The organism is Candidatus Tisiphia endosymbiont of Ditula angustiorana (genome assembly GCF_964026425.1).
GTDB lineage: Bacteria > Pseudomonadota > Alphaproteobacteria > Rickettsiales > Rickettsiaceae > Tisiphia.
Window position 1 is genome coordinate 1,499,339 of the sequence record NZ_OZ032143.1, and the last position, 12,555, is coordinate 1,511,893.

13 protein-coding genes and 3 pseudogenes are annotated in these 12,555 nt (G+C 31.7%); 11 read left to right on the forward strand and 5 right to left on the reverse strand.

Annotation, left to right across the window (positions count from 1 at the left end; all coding sequences use genetic code 11):
- The first annotated feature begins 58 nt into the window (after positions 1-58).
- Positions 59-994, forward strand: coding sequence for a hypothetical protein (locus AAGD29_RS07130; RefSeq protein WP_341757622.1), 936 nt, complete (start codon positions 59-61; stop codon positions 992-994).
- A 70-nt stretch (positions 995-1,064) separates the two neighbouring features.
- Here AAGD29_RS07130 and dut read toward each other — a convergent pair whose 3' ends face one another.
- Positions 1,065-1,511: a dUTP diphosphatase gene (gene dut / locus AAGD29_RS07135; RefSeq protein ID WP_341757623.1), complete on the reverse strand. Its 447-nt coding sequence runs from the start codon at positions 1,509-1,511 to the stop codon at positions 1,065-1,067.
- Positions 1,512-1,838: 327 nt separating this feature from the next.
- Here dut and AAGD29_RS10325 point away from each other — a divergent pair.
- The 10 genes and pseudogenes from AAGD29_RS10325 to AAGD29_RS07175 form a co-directional block, all read left to right on the forward strand.
- Positions 1,839-2,142 (forward strand): annotated as a pseudogene (locus tag AAGD29_RS10325) (IS110 family transposase); the annotation flags it as partial.
- Positions 2,143-2,305: 163 nt separating this feature from the next.
- Positions 2,306-2,434, forward strand: coding sequence for a hypothetical protein (locus AAGD29_RS10330; RefSeq protein ID WP_410521142.1), 129 nt, complete (start codon positions 2,306-2,308; stop codon positions 2,432-2,434).
- Between the two features lie 463 nt (positions 2,435-2,897).
- Positions 2,898-3,131 carry an AAA family ATPase gene (locus tag AAGD29_RS10335; RefSeq protein WP_410521198.1) on the forward strand — a complete coding sequence of 78 codons (234 nt, stop codon included), beginning with the start codon at positions 2,898-2,900 and terminating at the stop codon, positions 3,129-3,131.
- Between the two features lie 43 nt (positions 3,132-3,174).
- Positions 3,175-4,212, forward strand: coding sequence for an IS630 family transposase (locus tag AAGD29_RS07145; RefSeq protein WP_341757624.1), 1,038 nt, complete (start codon positions 3,175-3,177; stop codon positions 4,210-4,212).
- 35 nt (positions 4,213-4,247) lie between these two features.
- Complete coding sequence (locus AAGD29_RS07150; RefSeq protein ID WP_341757625.1) at positions 4,248-4,502, forward strand: hypothetical protein; 255 nt, start codon at positions 4,248-4,250, stop codon at positions 4,500-4,502.
- 64 nt (positions 4,503-4,566) lie between these two features.
- Positions 4,567-5,156 (forward strand): annotated as a pseudogene (locus AAGD29_RS07155) (IS5 family transposase); the annotation flags it as partial.
- Between the two features lie 302 nt (positions 5,157-5,458).
- On the forward strand, positions 5,459-6,559 hold the full coding sequence (locus AAGD29_RS07160) for an IS4 family transposase (RefSeq protein WP_341757626.1): 1,101 nt from the start codon (positions 5,459-5,461) through the stop codon (positions 6,557-6,559).
- 18 nt (positions 6,560-6,577) lie between these two features.
- Positions 6,578-6,763: pseudogene (locus AAGD29_RS07165) on the forward strand (transposase family protein); the annotation flags it as partial.
- Positions 6,737-7,093 (forward strand): transposase, encoded by a 357-nt coding sequence (locus AAGD29_RS07170; RefSeq protein WP_410521199.1) that lies wholly within the window; start codon positions 6,737-6,739, stop codon positions 7,091-7,093. The pseudogene AAGD29_RS07165 and the gene AAGD29_RS07170, both read left to right, overlap by 27 nt.
- Positions 7,094-7,203: 110 nt before the next feature.
- Positions 7,204-7,626 carry an IS5 family transposase gene (locus AAGD29_RS07175; RefSeq protein WP_410521200.1) on the forward strand — a complete coding sequence of 141 codons (423 nt, stop codon included), beginning with the start codon at positions 7,204-7,206 and terminating at the stop codon, positions 7,624-7,626.
- A gap of 171 nt (positions 7,627-7,797) precedes the next feature.
- Here AAGD29_RS07175 and AAGD29_RS07180 read toward each other — a convergent pair whose 3' ends face one another.
- The 4 genes from AAGD29_RS07180 to AAGD29_RS07195 all read right to left on the reverse strand — a co-directional run bounded on the left by AAGD29_RS07180 (position 7,798) and on the right by AAGD29_RS07195 (position 12,467).
- On the reverse strand, positions 7,798-9,570 hold the full coding sequence (locus AAGD29_RS07180) for a pentapeptide repeat-containing protein (protein WP_341757628.1): 1,773 nt from the start codon (positions 9,568-9,570) through the stop codon (positions 7,798-7,800).
- 127 nt (positions 9,571-9,697) lie between these two features.
- Positions 9,698-10,276 carry a biotin transporter BioY gene (locus AAGD29_RS07185; protein WP_341757629.1) on the reverse strand — a complete coding sequence of 193 codons (579 nt, stop codon included), beginning with the start codon at positions 10,274-10,276 and terminating at the stop codon, positions 9,698-9,700.
- A complete protein-coding gene (locus AAGD29_RS07190) occupies positions 10,260-11,678 on the reverse strand; it encodes a sigma-54 dependent transcriptional regulator (protein WP_341757630.1) in 1,419 nt (472 codons plus the stop codon). Before AAGD29_RS07190 ends, AAGD29_RS07185 begins: the two co-directional genes overlap by 17 nt.
- A 126-nt stretch (positions 11,679-11,804) precedes the next feature.
- The gene (locus AAGD29_RS07195) at positions 11,805-12,467 is read right to left on the reverse strand and encodes an HdaA/DnaA family protein (RefSeq protein ID WP_341757631.1); all 663 of its coding nucleotides are present in this window, start codon (positions 12,465-12,467) and stop codon (positions 11,805-11,807) included.
- Positions 12,468-12,555: the final 88 nt, after the last annotated feature.

The window sequence follows — 12,555 nt, forward strand, 5'->3', positions numbered from 1 at the left end:
TTAAATTCTTTACTATTCTGATTATTATTTATTAGTAGTTTATAAAATAGTAGTATCTATGCAATTTAACCGTAACAGAGCAATTATTGGTTTCCTTAAAGCCAATGAAGGTCAGAAATTTACTTCTAGAGAAATAGCTGCATGGCTAGTAAAAACTTATCCTGAGGAAGTCAAGAAAAAAGCGGAGAACAGTAAATGCAAATCAATACTCAATGTAACTGATCCAGCAAAAATAGCTCAAATTATTATAGTACTCTTTAGTGGAGAAATGACTAAAGAACGTAATGAAGCCATACAAAAACAAGAGCCTGGTATTAAAATAACACAAGAGTGTCCGCGTAAATATTATTTTACTAAAAAAACTGATCAAGCGGAGATAGAAGACGCTGAAAAATGGTCAAATATAAAAGAAAAAGAGGTGTATCTAAAGCTTTCAGAATTTCTTTGGGATGAGCTTAGTATTTATAACATGACTATTAATGATAAACGTTCTTCAAATCGTAGTGGTACTAATGCTAATAAATGGTTATATCCCGACCTAGTAGGAATGAAGGCTATGACGAAAGATTGGACAGAGCCGATCAAAGATTGCGTCAAACAATATGCGGATATAAAAGCTAAACTTTGGTCTTTTGAGGTGAAAGTAAAAATTAATCACTCCAATGTACGAGAATCCTTTTTTCAAGCATTATCAAATTCGTCATGGGCTCACTATGGATATTTAGTAGCTTTCTCTCTAGTAGAAAGTAAGGATAGTAACACTTCTCGTGAACTGGAAATTCTTTCTGCTAGGCACGGTATAGGATTTATTTTATTAAACATAAACGAATCCGAAAAAGGTCGAATACTAATTCCTGCTAAAGAAAGATTAGAGATTGATTGGAATATGGCTAATAGACTAGTTAAAGAAAATTCGGATTTTAAACATTTTATAAAAGAAGTAACTTCTTTTTATAAAACTGGAGAAACTAAACACTCCGACTGGAAAATATAAATTATTAATTTTTGTATTAGACATATACTCAAATGATTTGAGTATAGCTAGGCAATATCGTTAGTCTAATTTAGAATTTCCCAGTCGAACCAAATCCACCAAGACCTCTAGATGTTTCATCTAACGAATCAACCTCATCCCATAATATCTGCTCATATCTAGCGATAACCATCTGAGCAATTTTCATACCACGCTCAATTATAAAATCTTCTTGAGCATGATTAATTAAAATTACCTTTATCTCACCACGATAATCAGCATCAATTGTACCAGGTGAATTCAGCACGGTAACACCATGTTTTAGTGCTAAACCTGATCTTGGTCTGATTTGGGCTTCTAAATGACTAGGTAATGCTATACAAATTCCCGTGGGTACTAACTTTACTTCTTGTGGTTTTATAATTATTGGTTCAATATTTGCTGCTACTAGATCCATACCAGCACTATGCTCAGTAGCATAACTGGGCAAAATATCTACAGAATGTTCTAATTTTTTAATTTTAACTTTAATGTTCATAAATATAATATTTTTTAGATGATATTGATTGGAACTGCCTTAAGAACTCACCTTACGCATAACCCCCATGGCAATTTAAAGATTGCAGAAAAGTACAAGACGTCTATTAGCGAGACCACGTGAGTGTAGTGGCAATCCACATTTATTGGATTGCTTCGTCGCCACCAAAGTGGCTCCTCGCTAATAGCTCTAGGCTATTCTCCCTATGACTTTTAAATGCCATGCGTAAGGTAATGGTATGGAGCTCCTGATATAAAGAATGAAAAGCAGTTGCTAATCTTCTAGAGTTAATATTAAATATATTAAAACAACAATCAGGAGGCTAAGATGGAAGTTACCACAATTGGTATAGATATTGCAAAAAGAATTTTTCAAATTCATGGTGTAGATAAAAATGGTAAGACGGTATTAAAGAAAGAATTGATGAGAGATCAGGTTTTAACATTTATGGCTAATACGCCAAAATGTGATAGGAATGGAAGCTTGCGGTGGAGCTAGTTACTGGGCAAGAGAAATAACTAAATTGGGGCATATAGTAAAACTAATGGCTCCACAATTTGTTAAACCGTATGTTAAAACTAATAAAAACGATCAAGCTGATGCTAAAGCTATATGTGAAGCTGTGACAAGATTCAAGTGGTGGAAAAGATAAGCTACTTGGAATTAGCAAGCGAGGAGATGTATATTTACGCACTTTATTAATTCAGGGGGCTAGAGCTGTACTAAATGCTAAGATAAGATTCACCTCAGAAGAACAGAAATCTAAAAAAGATTTTAGTAAGTTTAGCCAGTGGATGTTTAATTTATCTGATCGAAGAGGGCATAATAAAACAGTGATAGCTGTAGCTAATAAACTGGCAAGAGTGGTGTTTGCAGTACTCAAGTCAGGAGATGATTATGAGGAAAGTAAAGTTTGTAGCTAAAGAGTGGGTAGTAACGGAGATATTATAATTAACATAAATAGTGATTTATATAATTAATAGGTAAACAACAAAGAATATGTAAGAGATTCCAACTTGGAATATGCGAAAGAATAATAATATTGATGGTAAATAAGACAAACCTTAGCTTACAAAAAAACTGTCTAACTCATGGGCTTAAATAAAGCCGTTAAGGTGATTATGTTCAAGTTTGTAAGCTAGGGAATTCCATCAGGACTATAGAGTGAGTTTTATCTGTATTATTAAAAAATATTAATAAAATTTACTTTGTTATAAGTCGGATACATGTATGCATTTGCTTTTTTGCTATTAACGTTATTTTTTTTCTTGCATTTTACAGGAACTCCATACATGAGTTAGTAGCATTATAGATCAAATAATAGAATTATACGAAAGATTTAATTATTTAGAACAATATACTCAAGAAGGTAGTAAATTTCTCAGTATCCCGCAAAAAGTAAAGTTAAAAAATTATCTAAGTGGTGATATTAACATAAGCTATTTAAAAAACAGCCTAAAGTTTTTAAGTCAGATTTTATATAAACATTTTAAACAAAAAGTATATATATTGATTGATGAATACGATACACCAATTAATAATACATATTTGGAATTTGGGCATAAAGCAAAAGAATTTGAGCAAATTCTTAAGATTTTTAGAGGAATATACTGCTCGTAAATGAAGAGTTGAAGGAAGAGAAGAAAGAAGCTAGAATATGATTATGGAAAATATTTTAACATCTGAACAAAGAACGGCACTGAAGTCACGTCATGGTAATGAACGAGATAGGAGAGTATGTGACCGAATTAAGGCAGTTTTGTTGTATGATAAAGGTTGGAGCTATGAAGAAATAGCAGAAGCATTGCTGTTAAGTGAAGAAGCTATAAGAAAGCATATAAGAGATTATCAAAAATTTAATAAATTAGAGACAGCTAACGGTGGTAGTGCAAGTAAGCTAAGTGAGCTAGAAGAGAAAGAGTTAATAGAGCATTTAGAAGTATGTAATTATGTTTATGCCAAAGATATTAGCAATTACATAGAAAAAAAATACGGTGTTGCCTATACAATAGCAGGAGTAACAAAGCTATTAAGGAGATTAGGCTTTGTATATAAAAAGCCAAAGATCGTACCCGGCAAGCTTGATGTAGATAAGCAAGAACTATTTAAGCTAGAATATAGTTTGTTAAAAGGTAATCTCAAGGCTAAAGAAGCTATATATTTTATGGATAGCGTTCATCCTCAGTATCAAACAAAAGCCCGTTATGGTTGGATCAGAAAGAATCAAAATAAAACTTTACCAACATTTAGTGGCTGGAAAAGGAAGCATTTAATAGGAGCAATTAATTTATCTGATTTGCAATTAGTTAGCACAGATAATCCTAAAGTAAACGGTGATTATATAATCAATTTTCTACAAAAATTAGAAGCAGAAAATCCTAATAAAGAGAAGATATATTTGATTTGTGATAATGCTGGGTATCATAAGTCAAAGAAAGTAAAGGAGTATCTAGTAAATAGCAAAATAGAATTAGTATTTTTACCTCCCTATAGCCCTAATCTTAATCCGATTGAACGATTATGGAAATTTATGCATAGAATTGTAACAAATAATAAATTTTACCATAATTTTGCTCAATTCTCAGAAGCTATAGATAGATTTCTTGGTAATATTGATAAATACAAAGGTAATTTGCTTACTCTTATAACTAACCAATTTCAGACTATAACTTTTAATCATTTTGCCAACTCTTCAGGTTAATTGAGTATACAAGGCAGCAATCGCATGCTGAAGGGTTGCAAAACCAGTTAAGAAGTTATGGGGAAGCTGCTCAAAGCCAGTTGGATAGCTATGGCAGAGATTTAGAGTGGCGAGCTGGTAAGTATCAAAAATCTGCAAGAGAGACTGGGCTAGTACAAGGATTGGGGCTAACAGCTTTAACTTTTGGACTTGGGGCAGGCTTAGGAGCGATTGGTGTTAAGGGTTCAATACTTGCTGGGATAGGTTCGGGAATCAAAATGTTATCTCCGCTTGTTGGTATTGCTCATTAGGCTTCTTTCGAAACTAGACAATGATGTAGAATGGTGTTATAAATATCTGATTTGAAGTAATAATATGAAATTCGATCAGATTAAAGAGTTAGAGGATGAAAAATTTCGTCGATTAACAGGAGTAAAGAAGGGAACATTCTCAAAGATGGTGGATATTTTGAGGCAAGCTGATGGTCTTAAGAAATCAAAAGGTGGGCGTAAAAATAAGCTCAATTTGGAGGAACAGTTGCTGATGGTCTTAGAATACCTTAGAGAATACCGTACTTATTTCCATATAGGTCAGAACTATGGGATTAGTGAAAGTTCAGCATATAAAGCTGTTAAATGGGTAGAAGACACCCTAGTTAAACACCCAAACTTTGCTCTTCCAGGTCGTAAAGCTCTAATGAAGAGTGATATGAATTATGAAGTAGTCTTGATTGATGCTACTGAGAGTCCTATAGAAAGACCCAAAAAAAACAAAAATTCTATTATTCAGGAAAGAAGAAAAGGCATACACTAAAAACTCAAATAGTGGTAGACAAGAAAACACACCAAGTAATATGTACAGATTTTTCTAACGGTAAAAAACATGACTTTAGATTATTTAAGGAATCCAAAATTCTTATCCATCCTAAGGTTAAAGCGATTACTGATACAGGATATCAAGGTATACTGCTCGTAAATGAAGAGTTGGTAGACGAAGATCAAAATCAACAAGTGCTAGGAGTGTCCAAGCCGAGGAGCACAGCGTACATTAGTACGTGAGCACCGCAGGTCTTGGACAACAACAACGCAATTGTTGATTTTCATCGAGTATATACAAAAAATTCACAATAATTCTGAATTACCAAAGAAAAAAAGCAAGAAAAATCCCTCAGTACAGGACAAAGAGATTAAGGAGAGAAGAAAATAAGTAGATAACGCGTAGCCAAAGCTCTATTACTTAGGTTATTGAAGACTTAAGAGGCAAGAGAATGATTACAGCGTTATCACAATTAATAGGAGACTACTTTTTTAATAGTTTTGCAAGCATAAAATTAATAGAACAAATAATATTAGGATTATTGCAAGTGAGAGATGTAAATCTTACACAGCTTGCCTTAACGATAAAAGGAGATAAGCAAGAATCACGCTATAAGAAATTACAGAGATTTTTTGCCAAATGTGAATTATCATATACGTCCTTAGCCAAGTTACTGGTTAGGTTGGCTGGAATTGATGCTGAACAATGGTTACTAGTGCTGGATCGGACAAATTGGAAATTTGGTAAGCTTGACATCAATATTTTAGTATTATCTATTTGCCATAAAGGCATTGCTATACCAATTATGTGGGATATGTTGCCAAAAGCAGGAACTTCTAATAACGTTGAACGTCAGCAATTAATGGAAAGGTTTATTACTATATTTGGCATAGAGAAGATGTCAGCATTGCTTGGGGATCGGGAGTTTATAGGTGATTTATGGCTAAAGTTTTTAGCCGATAAAATGATACCATTTTATATTAGAATCAAAGCCAATCTTACCATTGGTAGAACAGAAGATGAGTTAGTTACTGCTAATCATTTAATTAAGAAGTTACAGAATGGTGAATATATGTTGTTTAAAGGAAAAAGATATTTGGGTAAGAATTATAAAGGACCTAAAGTATCTGTAGCAGCATTGCGTAATGCTCAAGGAGAATTAGTAATCATAGCTACCAATGATAACCCTAATATAGCACTAAATATATATAAAAAAAGATGGGAAATAGAAAACCTTTTTGCTTGCCTTAAGACGCGGGGCTTCAATTTTGAAAATACCCATATAATACATTTAGATAGAATTAGTAAATTGCTTGGTTTACTTGCTATAGCATTTACTTTTGCTTATGTTGTGGGTCAATGGCAAAATTCTATCAAACCTATAAAGCTTAAAAAACATGGTAGAAAGTCTATATCCTTATTCAGGTATGGCTTAGATTACTTGCAGAGAATATTTTTGAATATTGCAGAAATGATGGAAAAATGGATGGAAGTTATAACAAAATTTATTAAGCCAATAATACCATCTTTACTCCGATTATCACCTTGTTAATCTCTTTGTCCTGTACTGAGGAAAAATCCTTTAACTAAAAATGATAAAAAGAATAATCGTAGGTTAGCAGGAGAAAGAGTTCTAAATGAAAACGTTATTGGTATGCTAAAACGGTTCAAAATTATTGCTGACAAATATCGAAATAGACGTAAAAGATTTGGTCTTAGATTTAATTTGATCTCTGGCATTTATAATTTTGAACTACGTCAACCAGTTTCGAAAGAGGTCTATTTAATCTGTGACAATGCTAGTTACCACAAATCCAAGAAAGTCAAGGAATACCTAGTAAATACGAAAATAGAGCTAGTATTTTTGCCACCATATAGTCCAAATCTGAACCCAATTGAGAGATTATGGAAGTTTATGCACCGTATTACAACTAATAATAAATTTTATCATAATTTTGAACAATTTTCGGAAGCAATAAACAAATTTTTTAGCAACATCGGTGATTATAAAGATAGGTTACGTACCTTAATAAACGATAATTTCCAAACTATTACCGTTAACCATTTCTGCAACTCTTCAGGTTAATTGAGTATACCATTTCTTTCCTTAAAAAATGATAAAATTACTTCCCATGCTTGTTCTTCTATGTAATACTTCATATTGGTAGTTCCTTTTTTTGATAACTAGAAACTACCATTTCTTCTTACTATGGCAACTTTTTATTCCTCTTTCCTAACTATAATTTTTGTCAACAGAACCTAGGGAATCCAACGGGATTCCCTCTTACCCCGGGTCAAGCTCATGATTTGCAAGGATCTGATGTTTTGATGAATGAATTGACGAAAGCGGATGCTGTACTTGTTGATAAGGCTTATGATGCCGATGCACGTATGCGAGATAAGCTGAAAGATAAGGGATGTATAGCTGTGATTCCCCCAAAGAAGAATCGTGTGAATCCAGCTAATTATGATAAGGATCTCTATAAAGCTAGGCATTTGATTGAGAACTTTTTTGCAAAATTGAAGCAATATAGAGCTATTGCAACACGATATGACAAAACATCTCAGAACTTTTTGGGTGCTGTTTATATGGCTTCCATGGTAATTTGGCTCAATTGATGACACACCCTAAAGCTAAAAACATGATTTTAATCTTTTAAAATCATGTTTTTAGCAAAATATTAATTTAACAATCAGATACAGAGCCGTCTCAAATCTGATTGTTTCGATAATTTCACCGAATTTAGGATAAGAATTGACAAATCTTATCCTAAATTCGCGTAGGTTATATTATTCTATATTTTTACTGCTCTGACCATCAAGGCCTTTAGTTCCATCCAGCTTTGCATTAACTAAAGATATTTTACTAACAAAAGCTCTAATGAAATTAACATTTGTTAAATCAGTATCATTAAAATTTGTATTATAAAGTTTGGCAGATTCTAATTTGCTACCGATAAGCGATGATTTACTAAAATCTGTGTTATTTAGATTTGCCATAGTTAAGTCAGTATTTTGTAATATACAACTCTGAAGCTTAGAATTAGATAAATCTACCCTTTTAAGAACCGAACCTGAAAAAATAGTTTGATTAAATACAAGATCTAGTAAATTTAAACCTTGTAAATTCATATTTGATAAGTCTTTTACCTGTTCTAAATCTTTTACAGAATATATAATATTTGCTGACTTAAGCTTATCAAAGTCCTGACTATTTAATACAATATTTCTATTAAAATCTGAATTAACAAAATTACCATCTTTATATCTCACATTATTTAGTTGAGAATTTATAATTGATGAATTATCAAAGGTCACTTCTGACAAATCTGAATTTATGATAGCTATTTGATAAAGATGACTATCAACAAATTTGGTACTATTTAAAACAGTATTCTGCATAAGCACTTTAGTAAAATTTACCTTATTAAATTGAGTACTAGAGAAATTAGAGTTTATTAACTCGCTATTAGTCAAATCAGAATTAATAACCGTTGCTTGTTTGACATAGCTATTATTCAGTAATATACCAGTAAGATTACTATTCTCAATATCGCTATTAACAATATTAATTTTATTTAACTTAAGCAAAATGCTACTGCAATTCTTTATTGATAGATCCTTTATGCTAGTGTTATTAAAGTGAGTATTATCCATAATACTCTTTTGAATTTGCACTTGCTGCAATTGTGCATTATTAAAATTGGTATTTTCAAAATTACAACTTTCAATAATTGCATTGGTAAAATTCGCAGACTGAAAAGAAGAAAAAGAGAATAACGAGTTAGTAAGCTTTATATTTTTTAATTGAGCCTGATTAATAATACCATGAGTAAAATCTGAATTATTAATAATCGCTCCAGTAAAATCCACCCCTGTTAGATCTACAGATTCACAATAACAATCAGTGATACTAGCGTAATTAGCTAATATTTGCCGCAAATCTGTACCATAAAAAATAGAGTTTGATATAACTGCCTTTTTAAAACTACTTTTTCCTAAATTGCTTTTCTGAAAATTAGATTTACTTATAATACTATCATCAAATACAACTTTAATAAGATTGGCATTTTCAAAATTAACATTTTCTAAATTAGCTTTGATAAAATCAGTGTCCTCAAAATTTGATTGAATAAAATTATTATTTTCCAAATGGGCATTTTCAAATATAGATGCTTGAAAATCTGAGCCATAAGCTGATATATTTTTTAATTTAGTATTAGAGAGATCACTTTCTTGAATTACAGATTTTGTTAGAATTGCATTCTCAAAATTTGCTCCTGAGAAATCCACACGTGATATTTCACAGAAACTTAAATCAACACTAGAAAGATCTTCATCTATCAGTTTAACACCTAATAATTTTAATCCCCTTAAATTTGAACCAAATTTACTTTTAATATTTACTCGTACCTTATTTTTATTTTGTTCTATTATATAATTCCTAATAACAAGACTTTGACTATTAGATAACAAACCATCTGCATCTCTCGGAGAATCCGAACATCCGGTAAGGAATGAAAGAAAAATTAGAATAAAGAATTTTAGTTTGAAATACTCCAATAATACAACCTGCCCATTATCACTTCCTTCAGTGTCATCCCTACGAAGGCAGGGATATATAATACTGAATAGTCTCTTAGGGTATTTTTTTAGCCCCCTGCTTTCGCAGGGGTGACACTGAGGTTGTTTACAGAGCATTCTTTCTGTTTACACCTGTTATATAATGATATAAAGAAGAAAATATTAAAATTTTCACTAAACCAGTTGGTATAAATATTATAAACCCACTATAAATAGCTTGTTTAATTCCTATAATTGTTGTCAACCAGCTAACTCCCAAAAAGAAAATTATAATGTGACCAATAAGACAACTAAAAAACACTACTAAAAATCTCTTAGTAAATTTTTCAAACAACCTACTATTAAGTATACCCATAACAGGAGCTGCAAGTAACATTCCTATAAGATAACCACATGTTGTACCAAAAAAACAATGTAAACCACTAGATAAATCTGCAAACATTGGCAGCCCTACTATTCCAGCTGTAAGATAAGTTAAAATTGTAGCAAAACTCAGTTGCGGGCTATAAGTAAAAGCGATAATACTAACCACCACAGTTTGCATAGATATTGGTACTGGTTCGATAGGAATACTGAGTTGACTTCCAGCAAAGAGAGCTATTACCCCCATCATCACTTTAATAACAATTACAGCATGCTTATTAGCTATAAAATTTGCTAGAGTTTTCTTATTCGTAACTGTCATAAATTTCCTCCTCGTTAAATTTATTATTAGGAATATGTAAATGGAGCAATTTTAATTTACGATGTAAAGCCGAACGTTCCATACCTACAAAGGATGAGGTCTTAGAAATATTATTATTAAACCTATACATTTGAGCAGCTAAATATTGCCTTTCAAAAACCTCTCTTGCCTCTCGAAGTGGCATGGTCATCATATCAACATTATCTTCCTGCTTTGCAGAACTAGCATTATTAACTAGAATTTCTGGTGGTATCATAGATGGTTTTATTACTTCATTATTATTTGAAGATAACGGATTCATAATTAAAGTCCACTCTATCACATTGCGTAATTGCCTTATATTACTTGGCCAACTATAAACTTGCAGAGCTGCAATCGTTTCATCAGAAAATTCACGTGCTTTTAAACCAGAAAATTTAGCAAGCTGCCTAACAAAATATTTCACTAATACAGACATGTCATCTTTTCTATCATATAAAGATGGTATTTTTAGGGAAATAACATTTAGGCGATGATATAAATCTTCCAATAGCTCACCTTTACTTATTTCTTCTTGTATAACCTTAGAAGTTGCAGCAATAATCCGTATATCTAATTTTATTGCTTTGCTTCCCCCTACCTTATGAAACATTTGATCTTGCACAAATTTAAGCAATTTTACTTGTACCGAAACTGGCAAACCACTAATTTCATTTATGTATAAAGTACCATTATTTACTATTTCTAATATCGAAGGACGTATAATGCCTTGGTTCTCTATTCCTTCAAATAATTCTTGATGAACCCGGTCAGGATCCATGCATATTGGACTAAAGATTACGAAAGGAGCATTAGCCCTTTTTGATTTTTTATGAATTAATCGAGCAGCTAGTTCTTTACCACTACCAATTTTACCTTGAATCAATACTCTACTAGTAGCTAAAGCAGCTTTTTCAATATCAGACTTAAGCTTAGCTGTAATGTGAGAGTTACCTATAAGCTCAGTTTTATCAATAACCTTTGATTTTAAATCAAGATTTTCACGCTTTAACTTAGCTGCTTCACAGGCTCTTTTTAATAAAATCACTAACTTATCGTGACTAAATGGCTTTTCTAGATAGTCATATGCACCCATTTTGATAGCATTTACTGCAGTTTCAATAGTACCATGTCCACTAATAACTATCACAGGCATTAGTGGATAGCGTTTTTTTACTATTTCCAAAATCCCAAGCCCATCAAGTTCACTACCCTGAAGCCAAATATCTAGAATAATTGCCGAGGGGGTTCTTTCCTGGAGTATTTTAAAAGTTTGAATACTATTAGCAGCAGTCTTGGTAGTAAATCCTTCCTCTTTTAAAATATCTGAGACTAAATCTCTAATATCTGCTTCATCATCAACAACAAGAACATCTATAGACATTGATTTTTCCTAAAACTAATTATTGAAATTATACGTTAATAGCTTATATAAAAGAAATCAACTGTTTTTATAACATTTTTACCACATAATCAAAATTATATATATTAAGCCCACACTAAGGCGATATTATTTAAGAACTTGTTTTATAAGAGGAACAGTAACAGCTCTCTTATGAACTAATGCAAAATGCGTTATTACCCCTAATAATTTTATCATTTGATCAAATTGCCTCGGCAAATTAATTAATAAATATTCAATTACACAGTCAGATACTTTAAGCGATTGATCAGAAAAATACTTAAAGATTAACTTAGTCATTAATTCATCATCAGGCTGGTTTATTTCTAATCTTACAACAGAATTAATTCTTGAGGATAAATCCTGTAACGCAAAATTACTAGCTAAACTTCCTGTAGTCATCAACAAATATTTACGACACTCACTTATTAAATTAAAACAATGGAGAACTTTCCTTTCATCCCAAAATTCTATATCTTCCATAATAAAAGCATTATACTGCATTATATCTTCTGCACTAAGTATATCTAAATCTTTTTTTATAAAAAATGCATTCGACAAATTTTGCCATATTTTACTAAGATAGGTCTTACCAGAGGATGGTGGTCCATAAATCAAAAGTGTAAACTCATACGGTTTACTTCCCCAAGATACAGACCAGTTTTTGATTGAATTGTACGCGACTTGATTAGAAAGTGAATTAATAAAATTATCTAGAACATATAGATCATTACTAAATAATGGTAATATATATTGTTGGGAGTTTGGCATAATTAACCTCAATTAGATATAATACCATTTCCCATTATTAACTACGCTAATACTACAGTTGTAGTTACTACCCAAAGCTGTCATTCCC

Coding starts and splice junctions, on each gene's coding strand:
- AAGD29_RS07130 (WP_341757622.1), top strand. CDS start 59: ATGCAATTTAACCGTAACAGAGCAATTATTGGTTTCCTTAAAGCCAAT.
- AAGD29_RS07190 (WP_341757630.1), bottom strand. CDS start 11,678: ATGTCTATAGATGTTCTTGTTGTTGATGATGAAGCAGATATTAGAGAT.
- AAGD29_RS07185 (WP_341757629.1), bottom strand. CDS start 10,276: ATGACAGTTACGAATAAGAAAACTCTAGCAAATTTTATAGCTAATAAG.
- AAGD29_RS10330 (WP_410521142.1), top strand. CDS start 2,306: ATGTTTAATTTATCTGATCGAAGAGGGCATAATAAAACAGTGATAGCT.
- AAGD29_RS07195 (WP_341757631.1), bottom strand. CDS start 12,467: ATGCCAAACTCCCAACAATATATATTACCATTATTTAGTAATGATCTA.
- AAGD29_RS07160 (WP_341757626.1), top strand. CDS start 5,459: ATGATTACAGCGTTATCACAATTAATAGGAGACTACTTTTTTAATAGT.
- AAGD29_RS07145 (WP_341757624.1), top strand. CDS start 3,175: ATGGAAAATATTTTAACATCTGAACAAAGAACGGCACTGAAGTCACGT.
- dut (WP_341757623.1), bottom strand. CDS start 1,511: ATGAACATTAAAGTTAAAATTAAAAAATTAGAACATTCTGTAGATATT.